The sequence below is a fragment of the Glycomyces dulcitolivorans genome (assembly GCF_003265355.1).
GTDB classification, from domain to species: domain Bacteria; phylum Actinomycetota; class Actinomycetes; order Mycobacteriales; family Micromonosporaceae; genus Glycomyces; species Glycomyces dulcitolivorans.
Window position 1 is genome coordinate 49,600 of the sequence record NZ_QFRW01000083.1, and the last position, 26,285, is coordinate 75,884.

The 26,285-nt window shown below is 69.9% G+C and carries 31 protein-coding genes, 1 tRNA gene and 1 pseudogene; 14 read left to right on the top strand and 19 right to left on the bottom strand.

Annotated elements, in window-relative coordinates:
* Position 1: 1 nt before the first annotated feature.
* Genes DI269_RS08715 through DI269_RS08720 form a run of 3 tightly spaced genes read right to left on the bottom strand, consistent with a single transcriptional unit; the run spans position 2 to position 1,514 of the window.
* Entirely contained in the window at positions 2 to 664 is a 663-nt protein-coding gene (locus tag DI269_RS08715) for an SDR family NAD(P)-dependent oxidoreductase (protein WP_112134811.1), read from the bottom strand.
* Between the two features lie 24 nt (positions 665 to 688).
* The gene (locus tag DI269_RS26935) at positions 689 to 850 is read right to left on the bottom strand and encodes a hypothetical protein (RefSeq protein ID WP_157974853.1); all 162 of its coding nucleotides are present in this window, start codon (positions 848 to 850) and stop codon (positions 689 to 691) included.
* Positions 843 to 1,514 (bottom strand): DsbA family oxidoreductase, encoded by a 672-nt coding sequence (locus DI269_RS08720; RefSeq protein WP_112134813.1) that lies wholly within the window; start codon positions 1,512 to 1,514, stop codon positions 843 to 845. The genes DI269_RS26935 and DI269_RS08720 overlap by 8 nt, the downstream gene beginning before the upstream one ends.
* A gap of 121 nt (positions 1,515 to 1,635) precedes the next feature.
* On the opposite strand from DI269_RS08720, the gene DI269_RS08725 reads away from it, so the two are divergent.
* Positions 1,636 to 1,911: a hypothetical protein gene (locus DI269_RS08725; RefSeq protein ID WP_112134815.1), complete on the top strand. Its 276-nt coding sequence runs from the start codon at positions 1,636 to 1,638 to the stop codon at positions 1,909 to 1,911.
* Between the two features lie 95 nt (positions 1,912 to 2,006).
* On the opposite strand, the gene DI269_RS08730 is transcribed toward DI269_RS08725, so the two are convergent.
* Positions 2,007 to 2,483 (bottom strand): zinc-binding dehydrogenase, encoded by a 477-nt coding sequence (locus DI269_RS08730; protein ID WP_408612282.1) that lies wholly within the window; start codon positions 2,481 to 2,483, stop codon positions 2,007 to 2,009.
* Between DI269_RS08730 and DI269_RS29035 the strand changes: the two genes are divergently transcribed.
* Positions 2,469 to 2,636 (top strand): hypothetical protein, encoded by a 168-nt coding sequence (locus DI269_RS29035; RefSeq protein ID WP_408612279.1) that lies wholly within the window; start codon positions 2,469 to 2,471, stop codon positions 2,634 to 2,636. The genes DI269_RS08730 and DI269_RS29035 overlap by 15 nt on opposite strands.
* A gap of 111 nt (positions 2,637 to 2,747) precedes the next feature.
* On the opposite strand, the gene DI269_RS08735 is transcribed toward DI269_RS29035, so the two are convergent.
* The 3 genes from DI269_RS08735 to DI269_RS08745 all read right to left on the bottom strand — a co-directional run bounded on the left by DI269_RS08735 (position 2,748) and on the right by DI269_RS08745 (position 4,576).
* A complete protein-coding gene (locus DI269_RS08735; RefSeq protein ID WP_112134819.1) occupies positions 2,748 to 3,161 on the bottom strand; it encodes a nuclear transport factor 2 family protein in 414 nt (137 codons plus the stop codon).
* The gene (locus DI269_RS08740) at positions 3,152 to 3,955 is read right to left on the bottom strand and encodes an MBL fold metallo-hydrolase (RefSeq protein ID WP_112134821.1); all 804 of its coding nucleotides are present in this window, start codon (positions 3,953 to 3,955) and stop codon (positions 3,152 to 3,154) included. The genes DI269_RS08735 and DI269_RS08740 overlap by 10 nt, the downstream gene beginning before the upstream one ends.
* Positions 3,956 to 4,087: 132 nt before the next feature.
* Positions 4,088 to 4,576 carry a MarR family winged helix-turn-helix transcriptional regulator gene (locus tag DI269_RS08745; RefSeq protein ID WP_112134823.1) on the bottom strand — a complete coding sequence of 163 codons (489 nt, stop codon included), beginning with the start codon at positions 4,574 to 4,576 and terminating at the stop codon, positions 4,088 to 4,090.
* Between the two features lie 808 nt (positions 4,577 to 5,384).
* Here DI269_RS08745 and DI269_RS29040 point away from each other — a divergent pair.
* Positions 5,385 to 5,555: pseudogene (locus tag DI269_RS29040) on the top strand (NAD(P)H-binding protein); the annotation flags it as partial.
* Positions 5,556 to 5,667: 112 nt separating this feature from the next.
* Complete coding sequence (locus DI269_RS28610) at positions 5,668 to 5,922, top strand: NAD(P)H-binding protein (protein ID WP_198667267.1); 255 nt, start codon at positions 5,668 to 5,670, stop codon at positions 5,920 to 5,922.
* Here DI269_RS28610 and DI269_RS08760 read toward each other — a convergent pair.
* Complete coding sequence (locus DI269_RS08760) at positions 5,901 to 6,602, bottom strand: SDR family oxidoreductase (protein ID WP_112134827.1); 702 nt, start codon at positions 6,600 to 6,602, stop codon at positions 5,901 to 5,903. The two genes, DI269_RS28610 and DI269_RS08760, sit on opposite strands and share 22 nt — an antisense overlap.
* 112 nt (positions 6,603 to 6,714) lie before the next feature.
* Positions 6,715 to 7,599, bottom strand: a complete 885-nt coding sequence (locus DI269_RS08765) for an alpha/beta fold hydrolase (RefSeq protein WP_112134829.1) — start codon at positions 7,597 to 7,599, stop codon at positions 6,715 to 6,717.
* A 127-nt stretch (positions 7,600 to 7,726) separates the two neighbouring features.
* On the opposite strand from DI269_RS08765, the gene DI269_RS08770 reads away from it, so the two are divergent.
* From DI269_RS08770 to DI269_RS08780, 4 genes are all read left to right on the top strand, one after another.
* Positions 7,727 to 8,296 (top strand): TetR/AcrR family transcriptional regulator, encoded by a 570-nt coding sequence (locus DI269_RS08770; RefSeq protein ID WP_112134831.1) that lies wholly within the window; start codon positions 7,727 to 7,729, stop codon positions 8,294 to 8,296.
* Positions 8,297 to 8,575: 279 nt separating this feature from the next.
* Positions 8,576 to 10,945 (top strand): beta propeller repeat protein, encoded by a 2,370-nt coding sequence (locus DI269_RS08775; protein ID WP_112134833.1) that lies wholly within the window; start codon positions 8,576 to 8,578, stop codon positions 10,943 to 10,945.
* A 42-nt stretch (positions 10,946 to 10,987) separates the two neighbouring features.
* The gene (locus DI269_RS26940) at positions 10,988 to 11,275 is read left to right on the top strand and encodes a hypothetical protein (protein ID WP_157974854.1); all 288 of its coding nucleotides are present in this window, start codon (positions 10,988 to 10,990) and stop codon (positions 11,273 to 11,275) included.
* Between the two features lie 259 nt (positions 11,276 to 11,534).
* Positions 11,535 to 12,446, top strand: a complete 912-nt coding sequence (locus DI269_RS08780) for a tyrosine-type recombinase/integrase (protein WP_198667268.1) — start codon at positions 11,535 to 11,537, stop codon at positions 12,444 to 12,446.
* A gap of 99 nt (positions 12,447 to 12,545) precedes the next feature.
* Here DI269_RS08780 and DI269_RS08785 read toward each other — a convergent pair.
* Positions 12,546 to 12,630: transfer RNA gene (locus DI269_RS08785), tRNA-Leu, on the bottom strand.
* Positions 12,631 to 12,787: 157 nt separating this feature from the next.
* Between DI269_RS08785 and DI269_RS08790 the strand changes: the two genes are divergently transcribed.
* Both DI269_RS08790 and DI269_RS08795 read left to right on the top strand, forming a co-directional pair.
* A complete protein-coding gene (locus DI269_RS08790; RefSeq protein WP_112134837.1) occupies positions 12,788 to 13,801 on the top strand; it encodes a phosphotransferase in 1,014 nt (337 codons plus the stop codon).
* Positions 13,802 to 13,846: 45 nt separating this feature from the next.
* Complete coding sequence (locus tag DI269_RS08795) at positions 13,847 to 14,944, top strand: C45 family autoproteolytic acyltransferase/hydolase (RefSeq protein ID WP_157974855.1); 1,098 nt, start codon at positions 13,847 to 13,849, stop codon at positions 14,942 to 14,944.
* Here DI269_RS08795 and DI269_RS08800 read toward each other — a convergent pair.
* The 9 genes from DI269_RS08800 to DI269_RS08840 form a co-directional block, all read right to left on the bottom strand.
* Complete coding sequence (locus DI269_RS08800; protein WP_408612280.1) at positions 14,941 to 15,777, bottom strand: TrmH family RNA methyltransferase; 837 nt, start codon at positions 15,775 to 15,777, stop codon at positions 14,941 to 14,943. The genes DI269_RS08795 and DI269_RS08800 overlap by 4 nt on opposite strands.
* A 50-nt stretch (positions 15,778 to 15,827) precedes the next feature.
* Positions 15,828 to 16,859: an SPFH domain-containing protein gene (locus tag DI269_RS08805; protein ID WP_112134843.1), complete on the bottom strand. Its 1,032-nt coding sequence runs from the start codon at positions 16,857 to 16,859 to the stop codon at positions 15,828 to 15,830.
* A gap of 38 nt (positions 16,860 to 16,897) precedes the next feature.
* Complete coding sequence (locus DI269_RS08810; protein ID WP_112134845.1) at positions 16,898 to 17,362, bottom strand: NfeD family protein; 465 nt, start codon at positions 17,360 to 17,362, stop codon at positions 16,898 to 16,900.
* A gap of 108 nt (positions 17,363 to 17,470) precedes the next feature.
* Entirely contained in the window at positions 17,471 to 18,529 is a 1,059-nt protein-coding gene (locus DI269_RS08815) for a ferrochelatase (protein WP_112134847.1), read from the bottom strand.
* Between the two features lie 10 nt (positions 18,530 to 18,539).
* On the bottom strand, positions 18,540 to 19,337 hold the full coding sequence (gene fabI, locus DI269_RS08820; protein ID WP_112134849.1) for an enoyl-ACP reductase FabI: 798 nt from the start codon (positions 19,335 to 19,337) through the stop codon (positions 18,540 to 18,542).
* 42 nt (positions 19,338 to 19,379) lie between these two features.
* Positions 19,380 to 20,084 (bottom strand): 3-oxoacyl-ACP reductase FabG, encoded by a 705-nt coding sequence (gene fabG, locus DI269_RS08825; protein WP_112134851.1) that lies wholly within the window; start codon positions 20,082 to 20,084, stop codon positions 19,380 to 19,382.
* Positions 20,085 to 20,185: 101 nt separating this feature from the next.
* A complete protein-coding gene (locus tag DI269_RS08830) occupies positions 20,186 to 21,136 on the bottom strand; it encodes a VWA domain-containing protein (protein ID WP_112134853.1) in 951 nt (316 codons plus the stop codon).
* Positions 21,137 to 21,152: 16 nt separating this feature from the next.
* Positions 21,153 to 22,043 carry a DUF58 domain-containing protein gene (locus DI269_RS08835; protein ID WP_112134966.1) on the bottom strand — a complete coding sequence of 297 codons (891 nt, stop codon included), beginning with the start codon at positions 22,041 to 22,043 and terminating at the stop codon, positions 21,153 to 21,155.
* Between the two features lie 46 nt (positions 22,044 to 22,089).
* A complete protein-coding gene (locus DI269_RS08840; RefSeq protein ID WP_112134854.1) occupies positions 22,090 to 23,163 on the bottom strand; it encodes an AAA family ATPase in 1,074 nt (357 codons plus the stop codon).
* 387 nt (positions 23,164 to 23,550) lie between these two features.
* On the opposite strand from DI269_RS08840, the gene DI269_RS08845 reads away from it, so the two are divergent.
* Genes DI269_RS08845 through DI269_RS08860 form a run of 4 tightly spaced genes read left to right on the top strand, consistent with a single transcriptional unit; the run spans position 23,551 to position 26,285 of the window.
* A complete protein-coding gene (locus DI269_RS08845; protein ID WP_198667269.1) occupies positions 23,551 to 24,114 on the top strand; it encodes an alpha/beta fold hydrolase in 564 nt (187 codons plus the stop codon).
* A 23-nt stretch (positions 24,115 to 24,137) separates the two neighbouring features.
* A complete protein-coding gene (locus DI269_RS08850) occupies positions 24,138 to 24,356 on the top strand; it encodes a hypothetical protein (protein ID WP_112134968.1) in 219 nt (72 codons plus the stop codon).
* Positions 24,357 to 24,363: 7 nt separating this feature from the next.
* A complete protein-coding gene (locus tag DI269_RS08855; RefSeq protein WP_112134856.1) occupies positions 24,364 to 24,870 on the top strand; it encodes a PH domain-containing protein in 507 nt (168 codons plus the stop codon).
* A complete protein-coding gene (locus DI269_RS08860; protein ID WP_112134858.1) occupies positions 24,867 to 26,285 on the top strand; it encodes a PH domain-containing protein in 1,419 nt (472 codons plus the stop codon). The genes DI269_RS08855 and DI269_RS08860 overlap by 4 nt, the downstream gene beginning before the upstream one ends.

Genomic DNA, 26,285 nt, shown 5'->3' on the forward strand with positions numbered 1-26,285 from the left:
GCTATTGGTCGAGTGCGATGTGGTGGTGTTCGGGTTCGGTGCGGGTCTGGTAGAGCTCGATGTAGTTGCGGGCGATGACGTCGGGTTCGGCGTCGGGGTGTCCGGCGCCGATCCAGGCGGTGATCGCGAGGTGGGCGACGTAGACGCCGTGTGCTTTGAGTTCGTTGTGCAGGTTCAGGGTCCAGTTGCGGAGCCCGGCCGCGGCGACGTTGATGTTGGCCAGGAACGGGACCGGGTCGATCGAGCCGCCGCCGGTGGTGATGAGGATCGTGCCGTCCTTCGCCGTGATCATGTCGGGGGCGACCTGCTTGACCGCCGCGATCGCGCCGAGGTAGAAGTCGAACTGCGGCTGCAGGTTCTCCGGGGTCACGTCCAGGACGCCGGCCGCGCCCAGGGTCGCATCGGCGGGAGAGAACTCCAGGACGTCGATGCGCCCGAAGCGGTCCTTGATCTGCGTGAACGCTGCGGCGATGGTCTCGGGCCGGGTGATGTCGGCGGTGAATCCGGCGGCCTCGATGCCCTCGCCTTCGAGCTTGGCGGCGAGGGCGTCGAGCTTCTCGGCGCTGCGGGCGAGGAGGGCGACGGTGAAGCCCTTGGCGCCGAAGGCGCGGGCGATCTCGTATCCGAGGCCGGGACCGGCCCCGACGATGGCGATGACGGGCATGATGGTGCTCCTTCTGTTCGGTGTTCAGCGGTCGGTGGTGGGTGTTGCGGGCGCGACCTGGTCGGCCTCGCCCTGGTCGGTGCCGCCGGGGAGGGCGCAGGCGCCGGTCTCGGGGTCGCAGTAGCCCTCGGCTTCGGCCGTGATCAGGTACAGCGGCGGGTCGGTCGTCGTCGCGGCGTCAGCCATTGACCTGCTCCCATGCCTGCTCGATCGCGGCGGCGTACTCGCCGGTGCTGACCGCGCCGGGGATCCCGAGGCGCTTTCCCAGGACGGTGAACGGGACGCCCCGAGCGCCGAGCTCCAGGGCTTCGGCGTGGTCGGCACGGACCGCCGCGGCGTACCGGTCGCTTCCCAGGACGTCGCGGATCTCGCCGGAGGGGATGCCGAGCTCCTCGCCGAGGCGGATGAGCGTGGCGTGTCCGAAGGCCCGGTAGTCGCCGCGGAAGACCTCGGCCTGCATCGCACGCAGGTACTCCCAGGCGCGGCCGTGCTCGGCCCCGAGGTGGATCAGCCGCAGCATGTCGCCGGTGTTGCCCGCGGGCCGGTCGATCGCGAAAGGAAGTCCCTCGGCCGCAGCCAGGCCGGCCATGCGCTGCTCCATCGCCCTTCCCTGCGCGGCCGAGACGCCGTGCTTGGCCGTCAAGAACTCCAAGGTGGGGACCACCGCGCTGCTCGCGTGCGGGTTGATCTCGAAGGTGCGGACGCTCACGTCGATCCGATCGGCATGCGGCGACTGCGCTATCGCGGCTTCCAGGCGGTGCTCGCCGATGTAGCACCAGGGGCAGAGCACGTCTGCCCAGACGTCGACGACCAGTCGGGTCGAGGGCTCGGTCGCGGTTCGCGTGGCCATGGGAGGACCGCCTTCCTGTATCTTGAGTGGTGCCTCAAGATATGACTGTAGCATCTAAATTGAGGGCATCCTCAACATGTGATGGGAGGGACATGACCGACGCGAAGCCTTCGTCCACGGCATGATCGAGCTCCAGCGGCAGGACCCGGCCCTGAACGACGCCGTCCTGCTCCGCTACCCTGACGCCGTCGCGCTCCTGGGCATCTGCGAGCACTCGACCGCCCTCGGCAAGGACCTGGTCCGCCAGGCCCACCGCGACGGCGTCCTCTCACCCGACTTCACCGAAGCCGACATGCTCAACCTGCTCTGGCTCGCCGGCATCGCCAGCCGCGAAACCCACGCCCCCCACGGATGGCAGCACACCCTCGAACACGCCCTCGCCGCAGCCTGGCTCTGACACGGACAACCCAGATCCACCACCGGACCGGGTACACCTCATGCCCGGACTGCGCCGAACCCGACCGAGTCGAGTCCGAACAAGAGCCGATTCGCTCAGTCGAAGGTGACTACCACTTTCGGGTAGCCCATCGAGAGGACGATGTTCACCTCGGAGTCGAGCAAGTCGCCGAAGGGGACCTCGACCGGCTGCTTGTGGACGGCGACGATGCCGAGGGTCGCGTTGTGCTTGGCGTTGGCGAGCGCGGTGGCGATCACCGCCGGGGCGCCGGCAGCGTCGAGGTAGACGTCGGTGCCGGCGCGGGGCTTGCCGAAGGCGGTGGCGCCCTTGCCGTGCAGCTCGGTCAGGCGCTCGGCGACGTCCTCTTCGGCGGAGTTGATCACCGAGTCGGCGCCGATCGCGAGGGCCTTCTCGAGGCGCGAGGGCTGGATGTCGATGACGGTGACGTGCGAGGCGCCACTGAGTTTGAAGCCGATGGCGGCGCCGAGGCCGATCGGGCCGGCGCCGAAGACGGCCTTCGCGAGATCGGCCTGGCGGTTCCCGACGCGATCGCGGTCATGGGCTTCGACGATGCCGGTTACGGCGCGTACGCGATGCCGCCGCTGTCCAGTGTTCGCATCGACGCTGAGGAGTTCGGGCTGCGGGCCGCGCGGGACGCGCTCGGCCAGGACCACACCGGTGTCCCGCGACCGGGCGCGGCCGTCATCGAACGCGCCTCCGTTTGAGCCTGCCGCCCGTGGGTGCAGGCGAGGAGCCGAGGTGATGAGGACCAGCGCACGCGATTGCCTGGTGTTCCGGCGATCGGCGACTGGTCCTCACCCGGTGGAGCTGTATTTCTAGGCCATGGCGTCGCGGACCTTGGCGGTGTCCACGAACTGCTCGAAGCGCACGATCAGCCCGCCCCGGACGGTGAAGTGGTGGGCGACGCGGACGTCGATCGGTTCGCCGGTGGCCTTGTTGGCCGCGGTGTAGCGGGCCAGGACCACGACGTTCTCGCCGTCGACCACATAGACGTCGTCGTGGGCGGTCCAGTCGATCCAGTCGGCGCCGAGGCGCTCCATCACGTTCGCGGTGACGCCTTCGGGCGTGCGGTAGATCCCCGCGAGCGGGAAGCCCGCCATCTCGGTCCACTCCACGTCCGGTGCGAGCGTGGCGCGCAGCGCCTCCAGATCGCCTGCGGCGGAGGCCAGGTACTGGCGGCGCACGACGTCCCGCGGTGCGGTCGAGGCCTCGAACTCGTTCAGCCCCATGCCATCTCGCCCTTCGCGACCTTGCCGCCGATCTGGGCGGCGACCAGGAGTTGCGCGTCCGGGTAGCGGCGGACGAGCTCGCCGGTGACGGCCTCGCCGTTCGGCTGGTCCTTGAGGACCTCCTCGAACGCGTTCAGGTAGTCGCGGGTGTAGCGGACGGCCTCCACGGTCGCGGCCGCGCCGGGAGCGCGGTGGCCGGGCACGACCAGGGCCGGGTCGAGGGCCTCGATCTCGTCGAGCACCCGGCGCCAGACGGCGCGGGCGGCCTCGTCGGTGTCGGCGGTCCACACGTGCTGGCCGGAGAAGACGAGGACGCCGCCCAGGACGGCCCGCTGCTCGGCCTGCCACAGGTAGTGGCGGTCGGCGAGCCCGGGGGCGCCGCCCTTGAGCTCGAAGCGGTGGCCTTCGAGGTCGATGTCGCCGTCGAGGACGTCGAGGTCGACCAGGCGGGTGGGCAGGTTCGCGCCCGAGGACGCCCAAGCCTTCAGCTTGCCTTCGTACGAGTGCTTGATGTGCTCGATGACCGGCGCGGTGGCGACGAAACGGGCGTCGGGGAAGGCGTCGGCGAGGACTTCGGCGCCGAAGTAGAAGTCGGGGTCGCCGTGGCTGATGTAGACGGTGGTGAGCGTCTTGCCGGAGTCCAGGACGGCAGCAGCGAGGCGGTGGCCGTCGGCGCGGGTGAACCCGGCGTCGACCAGCAGCGCCTCGGACTCGCCGGTGACGAGTGTGGCGGTCTTGGCCGGGTTGCCGGCCGGGAAGTCCAGGTCATGGATGTGGAAATCGAGCGCGGCCATGAGTGCTCCTCGTATCGCGTGCGGGTCCCGCGCGGCACGGGAACCGTTCACCTGACACAACAGTATCTGAGTAGTCAGATATTTCCTTCTGCTCGTCCGCAGCGTGGATCACACCCGGCGGAGCACTCCCGACTATCGCAGACGCCCGACCGCGTCGCCCGCCGAACGACTGAGAACCCGCAGGTCCTCGACGAACACTTCGCGGTGCTCGGCGGGCAGCGGCTCCAGGAAGTACCGGCGGACGTTCTCCACGTGGACGCGGGAGGCCTCGACCGCCTTCGCCTCACCGGCCTCCGTCAACCGCACCATGCGCCCGCGCCGGTCGTCCGGGTTGGCGCCGCGCGCGACCAGGCCCGCGGCCTCCATCCTGTCGATCAGCCGCGTCACCCCGCCGGTGGTCAGCACCTGCTCGCGGCTGATCGCGCGCATCGGCAGGCCCGCCTCGCCCGCGCGGGCCAGGATCAGCAGCACCTCGAACATCAGGTGCGAGATCCCGCACGACTCCTCGATCGCCCGCCCGAGCACGTGCTCCAGCCGGTTCGCCGCCCCCAGGAACCGCCCGAACGCCACCACCAGCTCATTGCCGGCGGCCTCCTTCGCCGACCCGATCGCCTCGCCCACAATGACCTCCCGTAGCCGCCGTCAACCCTACGAGACCAGAACGGATACCACCACTCTGGCCGGTCTAGCGAAGCGACCTCGCCGGCTCCCGACGGACCCGAGCGCCTCTGGGCGCCCGGCACAGCCTTCGGGACCCGCTGGCGCCATGGGCACGGAGCCAGAAGTTCGAGGGCGGAGTGAGCGTTTCGGTTCGCCGGGTGAACCGCAATGTCGGCGTCGTCGTAACCGGCCACGGATACGTCGGCGTTGGAGAGTCCCCGCTCACTGACCGCCTGGAGCACCTTGCGGGCGCGTTCATGGCTGCCGACGAGGATCACGGTCGATCGCGGCGAGGCGAGCAAGTCCTCGACTACGCTCTCGGGCAGGCCTTCGGTGTCTGCGCGAGGGCCTGGTCGACCTGTACCGGCGCGCCGGGGCCGCCGCCGGGCACGCGCCCGAACACCTCACCGTCGGCGTCACCAGTCACTGCTTTGTGGGCGAGTCGACCGAGCAGGCCCTGGACGAGCTCTTCCCGTACTGCCGGCGCTACCTCTAGCCGGAGACCAACGGCGGCAGGGGCTTCCGCGCCGACCGCGCCGCCATGACCCAACTGGCGGCCCGCCGCGGCGCGCTCATGGTCGGCGGGACCGGTCGAGGTTGCCGAGAAGATCCTCGACCTCCGGGCAGCGCTCGGCATCGACAGGTTCCTCGGCCAAGTCGACCTCGGCGGCATGCCCGCCGACATGGTCGCGGCCTCGATCAACCGCTTCGGAGCGACCGTCGTCTCGGCAGTCCGCCACGTCCTCGACACCCAGAAAGGCCGAACCCGATGCACGTCACCGTCTTCGGCGCCACCGGCGCAATCGGCTCGCTCACCGTAGAGTCGCTTCTGAAACGCGGCCACACCGTCACCGCGTACGCCCGCAACCCGAAGAAGATCCCCACCTCCTGGGGCGACCGCGTCCGCACCGTGATCGGCGAGATGTCCGACGCCGAGGCGATCGACAACGCCGTGGCCGGGGCCGACGCGGTCGTCAGCGCCCTGGGTCGGCACCCCCGGCCTCTCGGACCCCCGCGAGCGGCCCACGTTCCAGACTCGGCTGATCGGCTTCATGGGACGCAACCTCCTGCCGCGCGCCTTCCGCGAGCTTCTCGGTATGAGCGACCTGATCAAGAACTCCGGCCTCCACTGGACGATCGTCCGGTTCACCGCACCCAAGGACACGCCACCGACAGGGGAACTCCGGGTCGGCTTCTACGGCACCGACCGGATCGGCTTCGCCGTCTCCCGCGCCGACATCGCCGCCTTCGTCGCCATCGCCTCCTTGATTCGGTGGGTTGAGCGTTACAGCTGCAGTTGGGTGTAGAGGGCTTCGAGGTCGCCGGAGACCTGGGACTTGACCCAGCGGGTGGTGTCGTCGGCGAGGACTTCGTGGGCTCCGGCTTCGATGCCGTCGAGCGCGGCCGCGGCGACGTCGCGGGAGTCGGACTTGGGCGCGTCGAGACCTGCGGTCATGTCGGTGTCCACGTAGGCGACGTGGAGTCCGGTCACGCCGATGCCGCGCGGTTGCAGGGCCAGGCGCAGGGAGTTGGTCTGCGACCACAGCGCGGCCTTGGAGGCGCTGTAAGGGGTGCCGTCGGCGAGCCACGACAGTGCGGAGTGGACGTTGAGGATCCGGCCGCCGCCGTTGCGTTCGATGATCGGGGCGAAGGCCCGGGTGACCAGCAGCGGGCCGTAGAAGTTGGTCTCCAGGTCCCGGCGCACGTCCTCCATCGGGGAGTCGAGGTATGAGGCGCCGGTCGCGGCGCCGGCGTTGTTGATGAGGATGGTGACGTCCTGGGCCTGCTCGGCGGCGGCCGCCACCGACGCCGGGTCGGTGACCTCGAGCGCGAGCGGGACGGCACCGGGGTGCGCGACCGTTCGCGGGTCGCGGGCCGTGGCGTAGACCTTGGCGGCGCCGCGTACGAAGAGCTCCTCGACGATGGCCTTGCCGATGCCCCGGCTGCCGCCGGTGACGAGGACGGCTGCGCCCTTGATCGCTGTCATGACTACCTCCTGAAACTGGCTCCCGAAATTGGGAAACCGATCGGTTTCAACAACTGTAAACCGATCGGTTTTCTCATTGAAGGGTTTGTGGCGCATGCAACCCTCGCATTCGTCAGTTCGCGGACGCGGCCCCTTTGCGGGTGAGGAGGTCGGCCAGAACGTCGGGCCGTTCCAGGGCGATGAAGTGGCCGACGCCCGGGACCTGCGTGAACTCGGCATCGGGCAGCAGCGCCCGGTTCGCCTCCCGGTCCGAGGGCCGGGACCAGTCCTGCTCGCCGTAGACGAGGTGGACGGGCGCTTCGACCTCGCGGTAGCGGGAGCGGGCCGCGATGAGGCTCGGGAGGTTGCGGTAGACGCCGCGGGCGACGGTCGGGTAGCCGGGGCGTGTGCCGACGTGGAGGAGTTCGTCCACGTAGTCCTCGTGGAGGGCGGTCGTGTCGCCGAGTCCGCCCTGGAGGATGGCGCGGAAGAGCGGCTTGGGCTCGACTCCGGCGATCACGGGGCCGATGAGCGGGGCGCGGGCGCCGCCGGTCACGGCGCGGGCGAGGAAGCTGGAGCGGGCGATGCCGCCGCGGAAGTCGTAGGTGTTGACCGCGATGACGCGGCGGATCCGCTTGGGCAGGTCGGCGGCGGCGGTCAGGGCGAGCGTGGCGCCCATGGACTCGCCGAGCAGCGTCACGTCGCGGAGGTCGAGCTCGGTCAGGAGCCGTTCGACCCCGGCGCGCATCGCGGGCTCGTCGTAGGAGGCGGCGGGCACGATCTCGGAGTAGCCCATGCCGGGCAGGTCGAGGGCGTACACGGTGTACCGGTCCGCGACCAGCGGGATGAGGGCGCGGAAGTGCTCGGCCTGGGTGCGCACGGTGTGCAGCAGGACCAAGGGCGCGCCGCGGCCCGCCTTGAGGTAGCGCAGCGCCCCCTCGCGGGCGTGGCGTGGCGCGATGGTGTGGCTGGTCGTCCCCGGGATGCGGATGGTGGGACGCGGACTTTCGGTCGACATTGCGGTGCTCCTCGGACTCGATTGGAAACCGATCGGTTTCAGCAAGTGTAAACCGATCGGTTTCCTGAATGCAAGTGATGTACACCGATCGGTTTTCTTTTTTCCGCAACCGCGCTAACCTGGCACGATGACGACAGACGTGAAGCCCAGTTCCCGCGAACGGCTGCTGGAGGCGGCGGCGACGCTCACCTACCGCGAAGGCGTCAACATCGGCATCGAGGCGCTGTGCAAGGCGGCCGGGGTGTCCAAGCGCTCCATGTACCAGCTGTTCGCCGGCAAGGACGAGCTCCTGGCCGCCAGCCTGGAGCGGCGCGCCTCGGCGTACGTCGCGGGCCTCCTGCCCGCCGCGGACGACGGCCGCGCGGCCCGCGACCGGATCGCCCACGTCTTCGAGCGGGTGACCTCGCAGTCGGCCGACCCGGAGTTCCGCGGCTGCCCCTACCTGTCGGCGGAGATCGAGCTCAAAGACCCGGACCACCCCGCGAGCCGGGTGGCACGGCAGGTCAAAGCCGACTTGACCTCCTTCTTCCGCGCCGAGGCCGAGCAGGGAGGGGCGGGCGATCCGGACTTCCTCGCCCGGCAGCTCACCCTGGTCTTCGACGGTGCCAGCGCCCGCGCCGGCATCGGCGCCGAGCACCTTGACGGCTTCCTCGCCCCCACGGTGGCCATCCTGCTCGACGCAGCCGGCGTGCGCTGACACCGGCGACCCCGGCCGGCGGCTCGTGCGGTGGTCGGCCGAACCCGGGGCGGCCCCGCACGAGGCCCTCAAGCTCCTCGGCTCGTGGTCGGCCCCGAGTCCAAGGCCATGTTCGGCGAGTTGCGAGCGCGCTGGCGCTGATGGTCAACCCGCTGAACAGAACATCGCCCGAGCCCCTTGCCCGGAAGGGACCGGCTTGTTATGTTGGGACTCAAAACTAACTAAGCGGTTACCGGTCCCCACCGCCCCGGCCACTCCTCTCTCCCTTTTGGAGCACTCGTGCGACGACGCACCCTCGCCGCCTCACTCGGCGCCGCCGCTGTCGCGGCCGCCTCCGTTCCCGCCGGCGCCCAAGCCAAAGCCTCCGGCCACTGCGAAGACGCCTACACCTGGCGCAACGCGATCGTGAACGGCGGCGGCTGGGTCCCCGGCATCGTCTTCAACGAGACCGAGGCCGATCTCATCTACGCCCGCACCGACATCGGCGGCCTCTACCGCTGGCAGGAGGGCTCGCAGACCTGGAAGCCACTCCTGGACTGGATCGGCTGGGACCACTGGGGCTGGACCGGCGTCGTCTCGGTCGCGACCGACCCGGTGGAGCCGAACCGCGTGTACGCGGCGGTCGGGACCTATACGAACGACTGGGACCCCACCGACGGCGCGGTCCTCTACTCCGACGACAAGGGTGAGACCTGGGGCGCCGCCGAGCTGCCGTTCAAGCAGGGCGGCAACATGCCCGGCCGCGGCATGGGCGAGCGCCTGGCCGTCGACCCGCACGACAACGCGAACGTCTACTTGGGAGCCCCGAACGGCAACGGCCTGTGGCGGTCGGTCGATCACGGCCGCACCTGGTCCGAGGTCGCCGACTTTCCCAATCCCGGGAACTTCGTTATCACCCCCGGCGACCCCTACTCCGGCGACAACCAGGGCGTCATCTGGGTCGAGTTCGCCGATGACGGCCGGATCTTCGTCGGTGTCGCCGACCCGGCCGACCCGCTCTACGTCTCCGCCGACCGGGGCGCGACCTGGCAGCCCGTCCCCGGCGCGGCGGCCGCGCTCGGAACCGCCGACGGCAACCGCACCATCCCCAAGCAGGCCGCGATCGACCACGAGAACGGCCACCTGTTCATCGTCACCAGTTGGGATCCCGGCCCCTACAACGGCCCGCCCGCCACCGGCCGGGGCGGCTCGATCCAGCGCCTGTCACTGGCCACCGGCGAGTGGACCGATGTCACCCCCGCGTACGACCCGCTCGGCACCATCCCCGGGTTCGGCGGCCTCACCGTCGACCGCCAGCGACCCGGGACGCTGATGGCCGCGACCGAGAACCACTGGTACCCCGACGAGATCCTGTTCCGCTCCACCGACTCCGGCGCGACGTGGCAGACCAGCTGGGACTACGCGTGGGACGCGAACTGGTCGTGGCCGCCGCAGCGCACCGACCGGTTCACCCTGGACCCCACTGGAAACGAGTGGCTGACGTTCGGCAAGACCGACGACGGACCGGCCTACGCGATCAAGCACGGCTGGATGATCGACGCCCTCTCGATCGACCCGCACGACTCCGACCGGATCATGTGGATCGGCGGGACCATCTGGGGCACCGAGCAGCTGACGGCCTGGGACGAGCAGGGCCCGCTCGTCGGCTGGGACGACGCCGCCGGACACCAGGTGCCGCTGCCGGTCGAGCCGTTCGAAGTGGGCATCCGCGTCCACGGCATCGAGGAGACCGCGGTCCAGGACATCGCCGCACTCGGCGGAACCCTCGTCTCGGCCATGGGCGACCTCGGCGGGTTCGTCCAGACCGACCTCGACCAGCCCGGCGCCATGATCCGCCGCCCGAACTGGACGTCCGGCCGCAGCCTCGACTTCGCCGGCCTGAACCCCGACGTCGTCGTCGGCACGGGCGACGTCGAAGGCGACGTCGACGGGCATGTGGGCGTCTCCCTCGATCGCGGCGCGACCTGGTCGACCACGACGCGTCTGGACGGCGTCGCCGGCGGCGGCAACGCGGGCACCGTCGCGGTGAGCGCCGACGGCGCGGTGATCGTCTGGTCTCCCGGCTCGACCGCACCGGTGTTCAGCACCGACCTCGGCCAGACCTGGACTTCCGTCGAGGGACTCCCCGCCGGAGCGCTCGTGCGATCCGACCGTGCCGATCCGAACCGCCTGTACGCCTTCGCCGCAGGCGTCTGCTACGCCAGCGCGAACAGCGGCCGTGCCTTCGCCGCGACGGGAGCGGCCGGCCTGCCTTCCGAAGGGCCCGTGGACCTCCGCGCAGTCCCCGGCAGAGCGAAGCACCTGTGGCTCGCCGGCGGCGAAGCCGACAGGACGTACGGCATGTGGCGCTCGGTCGACGCCGGCACCACCTGGAGGCGGGTGCGCGACTTCGAAGAGGCCGACGCGGTCGGCTTCGGCAGAAGCCGCTCCCGGTACGGCTACCCGGCGATCTACACCTCGGCGAAAGCCGGTGGCCAGCGCGGCATCTGGCGCTCCACCGACGAGGGCCGCAACTGGGTCCGCATCAACGACGACGCCCACCAGTGGGGCTGGACCGGCAAGGCCGTCTCCGGTGACCCCGACGTCTACGGCCGGGTCTACATCGCCACCAACGGCCGCGGCCTGATCTACGGCGACATCACCGACTGACCATTCCGAGGAGACGTTGCGGGCGGCGAAAAACCGGTCCAGGTGGTGGAACTCCTGGAAGGCCCGGGTGACCGCCAGTTCGACGGGATCGGAGCGGTGAACGGCGGCGGAGCGATCTCGGTGCTGCTCAACGACTATCCCGAGCTGCGGTGGCGAGCCACTCCGGCGACCCTCAATGCACTGAGAGACGCGCGCAAGGTCGCCCGCAACCGTACGTCACCTTTCGCAGCTCTCGCGTTAGAACATGCGGTCGATATCAAGCCGTATGCGAAAAGAAGGACCTTCAACATGAAGGTCCTTATTGTTCTATTTTTCCGTTTGCGGAGGTAGTGGGAGTCGAACCCGTGGCCATTCTCGGCGGGCCGGTCGGATATGGGAAGTGTTTCCCATCCGGCGGAGTTCGCGGCTTCTACCATGAAGGTGAGACCTCCCCAGGAGGCGACGAGATGACCGCCAAGAAGCACGCGAACACCCTCACAAGCGGGCGCCAAACGGTGCCGGCTCGGTCTACTGGGACAAGAATCGCGGATGCTTCGTCGGTTCGCCGTCTCTGGGATCCCGGCCTGACGGGAGCAGGATCCGACCAGCGGTGATCGGCCACACGAAGGCGGAAACCTGGGCCAAGCTCGAGGTGTTGAAGCATGAGGTCGCCAGCGGCATCAATACGGGCAACAAGTACACCGTCGCCGATGCCGCACGCGACTTTCTCGCAAACGGCACCCGGCATCTCGCCAAGAAGTCCGTAGAAGATCTCGCCTACCACGTGAATGCGCGGATCATCCCCGGCCTGGGCCGCGTAAAGCTGAAGCGGCTCCGAGCCGACGACGTCGATTACTGGCTCAACGACCTGGCCCAGGACATGGCGGCATCCTCGATCGCGGCCTACATCGCGATCTCGGCGCTGGCGGGAATCCGGACCGAGGAGGCCCGACCGCTCGAATGGCGACATCTTCACCTCAACCCGGTTGAGGGGCAGCGGTGCTCGTGCGGGAGCGTTCACGACCACGATCTCCCCCCGCATGTCGAGATGTGGCACTCGGTACGCGAAGGCGGCGACACAAAGACCCCGAAGAGCCGGCGCACGTCCGCACTCCCGCAACTCGTCATCGAGATGCTGGGCAAGCATCGCGTCCAGCAACAGCAGTGGCGGGCCGCACACGGCTGGAAGTCGACAAACATCGTCTACGCCTTCGGCACACGCTACGACCCGGTCGAGCAGGCCCAGGTCATCCGCGACCAGTTCCGGGCCGTCGTCGCCAAGGCGGGGATCGCCGGCTCATGGACACCGCGAGAATTGCGCCACACGTACGTGTCGGTCCTGTCCGACCGTGGCGCACCGATCGAACTCATCGCCGACCTGGTGGGACACAAGGACATCGCGACCACCCGCGGAGTCTACCGGCACCAGTTGAAGCCGGTCATCGCCGAGGGCGCCCAGCTGATCGACGATGCCTTGGGCAACTGGCGTCCAAACCAAAAAGGACGGAGAACTGGCAAATAATTGGCTCACTTCCCGGCTCACCCCTAGCAGGCACCAACGGCAAAAGGAGTGTGAAACCATGAAAAAGAAGGCCCCGGTTACCCGAAGCCTTCTTATCTGTGCGCGAGGGGGGACTTGAACCCCCACGTCCGTTAAAGGACACTAGCACCTCAAGCTAGCGCGTCTGCCATTCCGCCACCCGCGCGTGCACAGAGAGAGTGTATATGGAGTTTGTTTTGGCTGCCAGTTGGGCCTTTTGGCTTGCCCCGGCACGAGACGAAACTTTACACGACTGATCCGAGGGCGGCGCAAGGGGGGTTCGCGGTCGGGGTGGGGGGCGGGCGGCGGCTACGCTTGGGGGTATGACCGTGACCGCGCCTCGACTCCCCGACGCGGCGCTGGCGCATTGGGATCTGGGCCAGATCTACCAGATGCAGCGGGTGCAGACCGGGTTGATGAACCGGTCTTGGCGGGTGGACACGTCGAGCGGGTCGTACCTGCTGAAGTTGTTCCGGGACGTCACCGGGCCTGAGCTTCAGTTTCAGTTTCATGTCTTGCAGACGCTGGGCGGGTCGGGGGTGCCGGTCGTCTTGCCGGTGTTGAGCCGGGATGGGCGCACCACCATTTTCTTGGAGGGCGAGGAGTTCGGCGTCTTCCCCTGGGTCGGCGGCCGGCACCGGTCTGGTTTGTCCATGTCTCGTGATGCTTGCCGGGATTTGGGTTCCGTGATTGGGCGGCTGCACCGGACTCTGCACGCTTCCATTCCTGCCGATCGGGCTCCCAAGCCTGAGAATCCTCCTACTACCGAGGCTGCTTTGCAGAAAGTCGACCGGTTGTTGGAGCTGGTGGCGGCCGGGCGTGGGGACAAGACCGGGTTCGAGGCGACCGCTGAGCAGACGCTTCGGTTGAAGCGGGGGCTGCTCGTTCGGCTCGGGGATCGGCGGCCTCCGGACCTGGCGCCGCAGTACACGGGGTACACGCACGGCGACTTGCATCCTCATAACGTTCTGCATGGGCCTGACGATCGGATCTCGGCGATCTTGGACTGGGACCGGTTGACCGTTTCGTCCTATGCTCGGGAGATGGCTCGCGCTGCGGTGTTCTACTTCACTTATGGCGATGAGCGGGGTCTTGACTGTGATCGGATCCGGGCTTTCGCCGGGGGGTATCGGTCCGTTTTTGACGTTGGCGAGCCTGAGATCGGGCTGGCCACGCATCAGCTCTGGTGGGATCGGCTGACCGACAACTGGGTCATCGAGTGGCATTACGTGCGTCACAACTCTGCCTGCGACCACCTGCTGCCCGGGCAGACCGGGCTCGTGAAGTGGTGGACCATCCACTACTCGCAGGTCGAGCAGTCGCTCATGGGCCGGTGAAAATCGAGGTGGCGGGGCGATATCGCTTCTGTCACAATGGCTCGCATGACTGAACTGCCCCTCATCCACCTCCAGGGAAGCCCCTACCGGCAAGGCGTGCAGCACGGTGAGCAGCTCCGGGAGCAGATCGCCACGAACGTGGCCGTGTACCGGTCGCGGATGCTGACCTCCGGTTTGAAGGAGGACGAGCTCGCCGAGCGGTCCCAGCGGTACCTCGGGGTGTTCACCCGGGAGGACTCGCTGTACCGGGCGATCATGGACGGGATCGCTGACGGGTCCGGGCAGAACCTGCTGGATATTGCGCTTCTGAATGCTCGGTACGAGCTGCTGTACAGCGCTTGGAGCGAGTTCGGGCGACCGACGCTAGACAGCATTCGGTCCGAGTGCACTTCGTTCGGCGGATCGGACGGGGTGTTCACGGCCGGCGGGACGCACATCGGGCAGAACTGGGACTGGTTCACCGGGGTCGAGGGCGCGCTGCTCCAGTGGAAGCACGGCGAGACGACCGTGGTCGGATTCACCGAGGCCGGGGTCGCCGGGGCCAAGATCGGGATCAACTCGGCCGGTATCGGGTTGTGCGTCAACGGGCTCGGCGCGAGTGCCGACGACTGGAAGATCGACTCGGTTCCGTTCCACCTGCGGACGTGGCGGATTCTTCAGTCGGCGACGCTGGCAGAGGCCGTCGGGCATGCGACCGCTCCGCGGCCCGCTTGCTCTGCGAACTTCTTCATCGGGAGTTCAGCCTCCGGGGTTGCCACCGTTGAGACTTCTCCCCTGGGGTCGAGAGTTATTTATGAGGACGGCACCACTCCTCTGGTGCACGCCAACCACTTCCGCGCTCCCGAAGCGCTCGGGGTCTACCAGAGCTGGCTCGACTCCGGTCGCGTGTCGACCTACCACCGCTGCGAGCGCATGGAGCACCTGCTCGCCAAGGAATCCCCCGTGTCGACCGAGCACCTGTACGCGGCCATGCGCGACCACGAGGGCGGACCGCTGGCCCTGTGCCGGCACCCGATCGAGACCGACCCGGAGGAGCTGCGGACGCACACCGCGTTCGCCGCGCACCTCGAACTCGACGCGCTCCGGTTCTCCTACACCTGGGGCCCGCCTTGCGAGTCGGAGTTCACCACCGTCGCAATCTAGCCGCGCGGGGTCGGTTGCGAGAGTTCCCAGCACGCCACGGCCGTCGCGGCCGCGACGTTGAGTGAGTCGACCCCTGCGTGCATCGGGATGACGACCGTGCGGTCGCAGGCGTCGAGGGCGGCCTCGGTGAGGCCGGGGCCTTCGGCGCCGAAGAGCAGGGCCGGGCGTTCGCGTTCTGCGGCCGTGAGGCGGCCGATGTCGACCGCGCCGCGGGACGGGCTGAGGCCGTGGAGGGTGAAGCCCGCCTCGCGGACCAGGGACAGACCCGAGGGCCACGGGTCGAGATACGCGTACGGCACCGCGAACACCTCCCCCATCGACACGCGGACGCTGCGGCGGTACAGCGGGTCGGCGCAGTCGGGGGCGAGGAGCACGCCGTCGAAGCCGAGGCCTGCGGCGACCCTGAAGATCGCCCCGATGTTGGTGTGGTTGTTCAGACCTTCGAGGACGACGAGGCGGTTGACGCGTCGAAGCAGGTCGACCGGGGCCGGGAGTTCCTTGCGGTGGAACGACGCCAGCGCTCCCCTGTGGACGTGGAAGCCGGTCACCGATTCGAGGACGTCGGGCCCGGCGGTGTAGCACGGGGCGCCCTCGGCGAGGTGGGCCAGCTGGTCGGCGCGCTTGGCGTCGATGAGCATGGAGCGCATGCGGTATCCGGCGCGCAGGGCGCGGCCGATGACCTGGTGGCCCTCGGCGATGAACAGGCCGTGGGGCTGCTCGAAGCGGGTGCGCAGGGCCAGGTCGGTGAGCGCCCGGTAGTCGGCCAGGCGGTCGTCTTCGGGGTCGTGGATCTCGGTTGCGTGGTCGGGCACCCGGTGATTCTCCCCCAGCACGCGAAACGCCCCCGGTCGGCCCGAAGGCCGACCGGGGGCGTCACTCGGTCTTAAGCCGGAGACGGCGGGAGCTGCGGCGTGGTCTTGCCCTCGCCGAAGTCCTGGACCTCGCGGGCGGCGGACTGGGCCGCTTCGAGGGCCTTCTTGGCCTCGTCGTCGAGTTCGAGGGCGCTGGTGTCGATCTCGACCTCTTCCTCCTCGGCGGGCCCGGACTTGTCGCCGCCGAAGGCGTTGCCGACGCTGCCGAGGGCCCTGGTGAGCTCCGCGGGGACGACCCAGACCTTGTTGGCGCTGCCCTGGGCGATCGACGGGAGCGTCTGGAGGTACTGGTAGGTCAGCAGGCGGTCGGTCGGCTTGGCCTTGTGGATCGCCGCGAAGACGGTCTGGATGGCCTTGGCCTCACCGTCGGCGCGCAGGACGGCGGCGTCGCGCTGGCCCTTGGCGCGCAGGACCTGGGCCTGCTGCTCGCCTTCGGCGTTCAGGATCGCGGAGCGCTTGGTGCCTTCGGCGTTCAGGATCGCGGCGCGGCGGTCGCGCTCGGCGCGCATCTGCTTCTCCATGGCGTCGCGGATGCTCAGCGGCGGTTCGATGGAGCGCAGCTCGACGCGGGTGACCTTGAGGCCCCACTTGTCGGTGGCCTTGTCGAGCTCGGCGGCGAGGCGGGCGTTGATCTCCTCGCGGCTGGTGAGCGTCTTCTCCAGGTCCATGGAGCCGACGACGTTGCGGAGCGTGGTGGTGGTGAGCTGCTCGACGCCGGCGAGGTAGTCCTCGATGTTGTACACGGCGGCGGTGGGCTGCGTGATGATGTAGTACAGCACGGTGTCGATCTGCACGCCGAGGTTGTCGGCGGTGATCACCGGCTGGGGCGGGAAGTTGACGACGCGCTCGCGCAGGTCCACTTTGGCGCGGACGGAGTCCACGAACGGGATCAGCAGGCGCGGCCCCGGTTCGAGGGTGCGCCGGTAGCGGCCGAGGCGCTCGATGATGTAGTTCCACTGCTGGGGCACGATCTTGATCGAGCGGAAGAGCACGATGATCAGGAAGATCGCGACGATCAGGAGCAGTATGCCTACGGGTTCCATGGTGTTCTCAGCCTCCAGTGTTCTGGCGGATCGGCGGGCTATGGGCAGAGACTACTTAACGACTGCTTCCACACGATCACCGTCGCGCCCTTGATCTCGACGACGGTGACGGTGTCCCCGGGTTCGAGGAGCTGGTCGGGTTCGAGGGGGTAGGCGGTCCAGTTGTCGCCGGAGATCTCGACGAGGCCGCCGGAGGAGTCGACCTTCTCGATGACGCGGGCTTCGGCGCCCTGGATCGCGCGGGTCCCGAACGGGCGGTGGGAGGTGTCGGCCCCGGTGTCGGATTCGAGGGCCTGCTTGAGGAAGGGGCGGAGGCCGAAGATCGAGGCGACGGAGCCGACGCCGAAGAGCACGGCCTGAAGCCAGAGGGGCGCGCCGATGGCGGCCCCGACGCCGGCGAGCACTGCTCCGACGGCGACCATGGCGAGGACCAGGGTGCCGGTGAAGAGCTCGACTGCGCCGAGGATCACGGCGACGATGATCCAGATGAATACGTCGTCCACCCGTCAAGCATGTCACGCGCACGGGACCTGCGGGGATTCCGGTCCGGGCCCGCCACGCCGCACCGCTTGCAAGAAGTGCGTTCGGCGCGGTCGCGGGCCCGGTTCCGGTCAGCGGTTGCGGTGCTTCTCCGGGGCCGGGGGCCGGCGCGCGGGGCAGCAGCCCTCGACGGTCGGGTCCCAGACGGGGAGTTTGCCGAGGCGGCGGATGGGGGCGCCCTGGACGCGCTCGGCGACGAGGTCGCGGAACATGCCGACGAGGTCGGCGTCGACGGTGGGCGTCCCGGCGCGCAGGTAGCGCAGGCCGAGGTCGGCCGCGGTCTCCTTGGCCTCGTTGTCGAGGTCCCACAGGACCTCGATGTGGTCGGACAGGAAGCCGACGGGGCTGACCACGACGGTGTCGACGCCTTCGGCGGCGAGGACCTTGAGGTGGTCGTTGACGTCGGGTTCGAGCCACGGCATCGACGGCGGGCCCGAGCGGGACTGCCAGACGACATCGAAGGGCCCGGTCCAGCCGGCGCGTTCGGCGACGAGCGCGGCGGCCTCGGCGACCTGGTCGGAGTAGCGCGCGCCTTCGGGGCCCGAGCACTCCTCCATGACGTCGGGGATGGAGTGCGCGGTGAAGACGACCCGGGTCTTCGACTGGTCCTCGATCTGGTCGAGCGAGGCCTGGAGCTGGCGGGCGAAGCCGCCGACGAAGCCGGGGTGGTCGAAGAAGTGGCGGATCTTGTCGATGACCGGCGCGGTCTCGCCGACGGCGGCGCGGGCGGCGTTGACGTCCTCGACGTACTGGCGGCACGAGGAGTAGGAGCCGTACGCGCTGGTGCACAAGGCGAGGGCGCGCTTGACGCCGTCGCCGGTCATCTGGGTGACGGCGTCGACGAGCATCGGCGGCCAGTTCCGGTTGCCCCAGTAGATGGGCAGGTCGATGCCGGCCTTGCGGAACTCCTGGCGGAGCGCCTCGATGACCTCGCGGCACCACTGGTTGATCGGCGAGATGCCGCCGAAGTGGTAGTAGTGCTCGGCGACCTCGGCGAGGCGCTCGTCGGGGATGCCGCGGCCGCGGGTGACGTTGCGCAGGAACGGCAGGACGTCGCCGGGTCCTTCGGGGCCGCCGAAGGAGACGAGCAGGACCGCGTCGTACCCGTTGGTGGTTTCTATGGCTGTCATTGCGGCTCCGCTACTGCCCAGTGCTCACGTTTTCAGTGCGCTCGACTCCGACGGCGTGGAAGCCGCCGTCGACGTGGATGATCTCGCCGCTGGTCGCCGGGAACAGGTCGGACAGGAGCGCGACGCAGGCCTTGGCCACGGGCTCGGAGTCGGTGAGGGACCAGCCGAGCGGGGCGCGCTTGGTCCAGGCCTCCTCGAAGGCCTCGAAGCCGGGGATGGACTTGGCGGCCATGGTGCGCTGCGGGCCGGCGGAGACGAGGTTGACGCGGATGCCCTTGGGGCCCAGGTCGCGGGCGAGGTAGCGGTTGACCGCCTCCAGGCCGGCCTTGGCGACGCCCATCCAGTCGTAGACCGGCCAGGCCTGCTGCGCGTCGAAGTCGAGGCCGACGACCGCGCCGCCGTTCTCCATGAGCGGCAGGGCGGCGACAGCGAGGGACTTGTAGGTGAACGTGGAGACCTCGACGGCCTTGGCGACGTCGGCCCACTCGGTGTTCAGGAAGTTCCCGCCGAGGGCGCCGGGCGGGGCGAAGGCGATGGCGTGGAGGACGCCGTCGATCGAGGGGACGTGCTCGCGGACCTTGTCGGCGAGGCCGGCCAGCTGCTCGGGGTCGGTCGCGTCGAGCTCGACCACGGGGGCGGGCTTGGGGAGCTTCTTCGCGATGCGCTCGACCAGGGAGAGGCGCCCGAAACCGGTGAGGACCACGTCGGCGCCCTGCTCCTGCGCGTACTTGGCCACGCCGAAGCCGAGTGACTGCTCGGTGATGACACCGGTGACGAGCAGCCGTTTGCCGTCCAAGATTCCAGACATGTGAGTTCCTCCGTCGTTATCTGCTTGAAAACTAGTCCGGGCCTAGTGGCCCATGCCCAGGCCGCCGTCGACGGGGATGACCGCGCCGTTGACGTAGCCCGCGGAGTCGCCGGCGAGCCAGGTGACGGCCCCGGCGATCTCGTCGCCGGTCGCGAAGCGCTTGGCGGGGATCGAGTCGAGGTACGCCTGCCGCTGCGCCTCGGGGAGCGCGTCGGTCATGTCGGTCTGGACGAAGCCGGGGGCGACGATGTTCGCGGTGATGTTGCGCGAGCCGAGCTCCCGGGTGATGGAGCGGGCGAGGCCGACCAGGCCGGCCTTGGAGGCGGCGTAGTTCGTCTGCCCGGCGTTGCCGTACAGGCCCACGACCGAGGAGATGAAGATCATGCGGCCGAACTTGGCGCGGAGCATCTTCGAGGAGGCGCGCTTGGCGACGCGCCAGGCGCCCTTGAGGTTGGTGTCGACCACCCGCTCGAACTGGTCCTCGCTCATGCGCAGCAGCAGCGTGTCCTCGGTGACGCCGGCGTTGGCGACGAGGATCTCGACGGGGCCGAACTTGCCTTCGACCTCGGTGAAGGCGGCGTCGACCGAGGCGGTGTCGGTGATGTCGCACTGGACGCCGTAGAGGCCGTCGGGGGCGCCGGAGCCGCGGTGGGTGACGGCGACGTTGTCGCCCTGGGCCGCGAAGGCCCGGGCGATCGCCAGGCCGATTCCGCGGTTGCCTCCGGTGACGAGGACCGTGCGCGCCATTGTCCGAACTCCCTCATGTTCTTTGTACGAAGCCACCGACGATCGTAGCGACGGCCCACTTCAGGGGCGAAGGGGCCTTCACGGAGGGTGTGGTGTCGGACTCAGGTCAGGCGGGAGGTCCACGCGAGGCTGAGTCCGGCGGCGGCGAACAGGAGGATCATCGCGGTGCCGATGAACCACTGCGACACGTCTTCTGCGATCGTGCGGTAGCCGAGGGAGGAGCCCATGTCCTCGTAGACGGCGCGGAGCTGGTCGGCGGTGACGGCCTCGTAGTAGTCGCCGCCGGTGGCCTCGGCGAGTCCGGCGAGGGCCTCGCGGTCGACGGGGACGGAGACGAGTTCCTCGTCGAGTTCGATGACGCCCTCGTCGGTGCCGAAGGCGACGGTGGAGACGGGGATCTCGGCGGCGGCGGCGGCTTCGCCGGCCTCTTCGACGGTGCGCCCGGCGGTGCGGTAGCCGTCGGAGAGCAGGAGGATGCGCGCGGGGGCGAGCTGCCCGGTCTCGTCGGCCATGACCTGCTGGACGGCCTGGAGGGACGCGAAGACGGCGTCGCCGGTGGCGGTGGCCTCGGCGAGGGTGAGGCCGTTGATCGCGGTGGTGACCTCGGCGCGGTTCTTGGTGGGGGGCACGACGACCGAGGCGTATCCGGCGAAGGACACGAGGCCGACGTTGTACTGCTCGGGCAGTTCGGCGACGAAGTCGGCGGCCGCGGCCTTGGCGGCGTCGATGCGGGTGGGGTCGACGTCGGTGGCCATCATCGACAGGGACACGTCGATGGCGAGGATGACCGTGGCCCGCTCCTGGGGCTCGTCGACGTCGACCGCGGGGCGGGTCATGCCGCCGACGAGGACGGCGAGGGCGATGACGAGGAGTCCGGCGGGCAGGTGGCGGCGCCAGCCGGGGATGCGCGGGACGAGTTTGGCCAGGAGCGAGGCGTTGGCGAACCTGACGGCGACCCGCTGTCTGGCGAACTGGGCCCAGACGTACACCCCGGCGAGGATCGCGACGGGGATGAGCGCCAGCAGCCATGCGGGTTCGAGCAGGCGGATCAACGGTTCTCCTTGCGGGTCAGCGGTAAGCGGCGAGGTGGCGGCGCTCGGCGACGAACGCGGCGATGTCGCGCAGCCAGTCGGAGCCGGTGGACAGTCGCAGGTGGGCGGCTCCGCCGGAGCGGATGCCCGCGGCGATGCGGGCGCGCTGCTCGGCGGCGGCCTCGGCGTAGCGGGCGCGGAAGCGGGCGTTGCCGGTCTGGATCTCGACGGTGGCGCCGGTCTCGGGGTCGATGAGGTCGAGGACGCCGACGTCGGGGAGCGCGAGCTCGGCGGGGTCGAGGACCTCGACGCACAGGACCTGCTGGCGCACCGCGAGGCGGCGCAGTTCGCGGGACCAGTCGCTCGGATTGTCTTCATCTTCAAGGAAGTCGGAGATGACGACGGCGAGGCCGCGGCGGCGGGCGTGGCGGCGGGTCTTGTCGATGAGGTCGGCGAGACCTTGCACAGGCGCATTCCGGCCTTCGGCCTTCATGCGGTCCGCGCCTTCGCCGCGCGGCAGGGCCGTGACGGTGCGCAGCAGCGAGCGGGCGCCGCCGCGGCCGGGACGGGGCGGGATCGCCTTGGCGGGGCCGCCTTCGGTGACGACGGCGCCGATGCGGTTGCCGCCGCGCCCGGCGAGGTAGGAGAACGCGGCGACGGCGCCTTCGGCGAGTTCGCGCTTGAGCATGCCGACGGTCCCGAAGTCCAGGCTCGGCGACAGGTCGATCGCCAGCCACGTCTCCAGTTCGCGGTCGGCGATGGTGGTGCGCACGTGCGGGACGGTGGTGCGGGCGGTGACCGGCCAGTCCATGCGGCGCACGTCGTCTCCGGCCCGGTACTCGCGGGCCTCGCCGGGCTCGGAGCCGGCGCCGGGGAGCAGGCCCAGGTAGTCGCCGTGGAGCAGCCCGTCGAGGCGGCGGGTGACCATGAGCTGGAGGCGGTCGAGGGCGCGCAGGTCGGCGGCGTTCACGCGGCTACCAGGCCCCCGGCTGCTGGGGCTGCTGGTAGGCGGGTTCGGCGGTGCGCGGGGCGGCGTCCTGGCGCGGGGTCACGGTGGGGGCCGGGACGGCCTGGAGCAGCTGGACGACGAGGCGGTCGGCGGTGATGCCGTCGGCCATGGCGTCGTAGGAGAGCACGAGCCGGTGGCGCAGGACGTCGGGCGCGATGTCGTCGAGGTCCTGCGGGAGCGCGTAGTCCCTGCCGCGCAGGAGCGCGATGGCGCGGGTGGCGCGGATGAGGCCGAGCGAGGCGCGCGGGCTGGCCCCGTACTGGATGTGGCGGGCGATGGCGCCGAGGCCCGCGGCGGCGGGGTTGCGGGTGGCCATGACGATGCGCACGGCGTAGTCGACGAGGGCGTTGTGGATGAACACGCCGTCGGAGGCCTGCTGGAGGCGCAGGAGGTCGTCGGTGTCGAGGACCCGGTCGGGCACGGGCGAGTCGACGCCCATGCGGAAGACGATCTCGCGCTCCTCGGCGTCGGTGGGGTAGCCGACGTTGATCTTGAACAGGAAGCGGTCGCGCTGGGCCTCGGGGAGGGGGTAGACGCCCTCCTGCTCGATCGGGTTCTGGGTGGCCATGACCAGGAACGGCTTGGGCAGGACGTGGGTCTGGCCGCCGATGGAGATGCGGCCCTCGGCCATGACCTCCAGCATCGCGGACTGGACTTTCGCGGGGGCGCGGTTGATCTCGTCGGCGAGCACGAAGTTGGTGTAGACCGGGCCCAGCTCGACGTCGAAGGACTCCGAGGACTGCCGGTAGATGCGGGTGCCGACGATGTCGGCGGGGACCAGGTCGGGCGTGAACTGGATGCGGTTGAAGTCGGCGCCGACGACCTTGGCCATGGTCTCGACCGCGAGGGTCTTCGCCACGCCGGGCACGCCTTCGATGAGGCAGTGGCCGCGCGCCAGGAGCGCCGCGAACATCCGCTCCACCAGGGCGTCCTGGCCGACGATGACCTTCTTGATCTCGAACAGGGCCTTCTCCAGCAGGGCGGCGTTCTCCGCCGGGGTGGGAAGGCCGTTCGATCCCGATCCCTCGGGTGATCCCATATCGGCTCCAAGTTCGTCGTTCTTCGGTGGCGCAGCGGTCCGGTGCTGTCGATGGTAGTGCGCCCGTACGAGGGCCGCAGGGGGCCGGAGGGACCCGTTTGGCGCATTCCCACCGCCTTTTGTCGGGAACCCGACAGTTCTGCCCGAACCCCTTGCGGCGCAGCAGGTCTAGACTGCGCGCGGCCCCGGGCGGCAAACCCCTGGGGGGTGTTTGCCCTGGAGCGTGACACGCCGCGCGGATTCAATCCGTTGCTGCGAAATGTCGGAGCGCTATGCTTTCTCCAACCCGCACGACTTCCCCCGTGGTCGTGCGGGTCTCCTGTTCTCCGGACCACGGCGCGCCGCGACGGCCCGTCCGCAGGTCCGCGCGCCACTAGAATCACTCTCATGTCCCGCCGCCGCCAGGCCCTCCTCCTTCCCGGACGCAACTACAGCGTCCAAGGGCCGCTGCTGATGTACACCCACGTGGCGCTGCAATCGCGTGGGGCGCATACGTACCCGATCGAATGGAAGGACGTCGACCGGCTGGCCGCCGACGAGCAGACCATGGTCGAGGGCGTGTGCGAGCAGACCGAGACGGTCCTCGACCGGGTCCACAACGACGACCCGCCGCTGCTGGTCGGCAAGTCCCTCGGCACCGCCGCGGCCGTGCTCGCCGCCCACCACGGGCTCCCGGCGATCTGGTTCACGCCCCTGCTCAAGGACTACTCGATCGTCCAGGCCCTGCGCCGCGCCACCGCCCCGTTCCTGCTCATCGGCGGCACCGCCGACCCGGCGTGGAACCAGGCGCTCGCACGCGAGCTGCCCGGCGAGGTGTGCGAGATCCGCGGCGCCGACCACGGCATGTTCCTGCGCGGGAGGCCCCTGGTGGACTCGGCGAACGCGCTCGCCGACGTCATCGAGGCGGTCGAGGCGTTCATCGACACAGCGGTGTGGCCTCGCCACGGCTGACCGCGATGACGCACAATCGCACTGTGCCCGACAGTGCCGCTCCGAACGACAGCGAGACCACACCCGTCTGCTCCTCCCGCGGCTGCCGCCGCGACGCGGCCTGGATGCTGCTGTGGCGCAACCCGCGCATCCACGGCGCCGAGCGCGTCAAGCGCTGGGCCGCCTGCGAGGAGCACCTGCCGGTGCTGCGCGACTTCCTCACCGCACGCGGATTCCCGTGCGAGACGGAGAGAGTGGAATGATCAAGGCATGAGCCCGAAAGCGACCCCGGTGTGGGACCTGTGGCCCGGCGACCTCCAGTGGCAGCCGATGTCCCCGCAGCTGCGCACCGTGTGGGTACTGCGGAGCCTCCTCAACGTCCTCCTCCTGGCGATCCTCGCGGCCGTGCCGCTGTGCATCTGGCTGGGCTGGGACGGGCTCCTGTGGGCCCTCGGCGGGTACGTCGTCCTCGCGGGTCTCCGCGCCTGGGCCGTCGCGCGGACGGTGCGGACCTGGGGCTACGCCGAGCGCGAGGAGGACCTGGTGGTGCGCCACGGGCTCCTGACCAGGCGATTGAGCATCGTCCCCTACGGCCGCATCCAGCTCATCGACCTCTCCGCCGGGCCCATCGAGCGGATGTTCGGCCTCACCACCGTCCAGGTGCGCACCGCGGCCCTCGGCTCGACCACCGAGGTCCCCGGGCTCGACCCGCCCGTCGCGTCCGCGCTGCGCGACCGGCTCGCCGTCCGGGCCGCCGAGGTCCGGGAGGGGCTGTGAGCGACGAGCCCGCTCCCCCGCTGGCGGAGGCGCCGCTCGGGCCCGAGCCGTACGCGCCGACCGCCCCGCCTCAAGGCCTCCAGCGCCAGCGCCTGCACCCGCTCACGCCGCTGCTGGAGAGCTTCCGGTTCCTGACCGCGGCCGCCGCCGCGGCGGGCATCCAGGCGTTCACCTCAAGGAACTTCCTGTTCGCGATCTACATCGCGCTCGCGGCCGCCGTGGTCGGCGGGATCGCGAGCCTCATCGCGCTCCAGTACCGCGGCTTCGTGATCTGGGGCCGCGAACTGCACATCTACGGCGGCGTGTTCACCCGCAGCCACCGCACGGTCCCGCTCGACCGGCTCCAGTCGGTGGACCTGGTGCGCCCGATCAGGGCGCGGCTGTTCGGCTTGGCGCAGTTGAACATCGAGGTCGCCGGCGGCGACGGGACCGACGCGAGGCTGGCGTACCTCAAGGCCGACCGGGCCCTGGAGCTGCGCGCCGAGCTGCTGGCGATCGCGGGACGCCCGGCCGCGGCCCCGGAGCCGGAGGCGCCCGAAGGGGAGCCGGTGGACCGGGACGCGGGGCTGCTGGTCCCGCAGGTCACGGTGAAGCGCCTGGCGCTGGCGTCGCTCCTGGAGGCGCTGCCGGTGCAGATCACGGCGATCCTGGTGCTGGGGACGGCGTTCGGGGTGACCGGGTCGATCTTCGGATTCAGCACGGTCGCGACCACGCTGTGGGTGGGCTTCTTCGCCCCAGCACTGCTGGGGTATCTCCAGAGCACCGTGGCGATGGTGAACCGGTTCCTGCGCAACGGCCGCTTCCGCATCGGCCGCGACGGCGGCAACCTGCTCATCCAGCGCGGCCTGACCGACACCAGCCACGAGACCGTCCCGGTCGACCGGGTCACGGGCGTGAGCTTCGACGAACCGGTCATGTGGCGCTCGCGCCGGTGGCGGCGCGTGGAGGTGTGGACGGCGGCGGTGGCGCAGCAGAGCGCGACGGCGACGAGGTCGACCACGGCGCTGCCGGTGGGCGATCCGGACCAGGTCGCGATCGTGGCGGCCGCGGCGGTCCCGGACCTGCCGAGCGTGTTCGAGACCGAGCGGCCGCCGGTGCGGGCGCGGTGGCGGATGCCGTTGGCGTGGAAGAAGACCGGTGCGGCGTTGACGGACCGGGCGTTCGTGGTGCGGCACGGGCTGTGGGTGAACACCCATGTGGCGGTGCCGTACGCGCGCATCCAGTCGGTGAAGGTGACCCAGGGCCGCATTCAGCGGATGCAGGGCCTGGCAACGGTGCGGGCCCTCGCTGCGGGCGGGGTCGGGCACGACGCGGTCGCGTACCACCGGGACGCGCGCGAGGCGGTCGCGATGGCGGCGGAGCTGCGGGACCGGGCCGATGCCGCGGCCGCCCTGGAGCGGCCGCGGCTCTCCTGA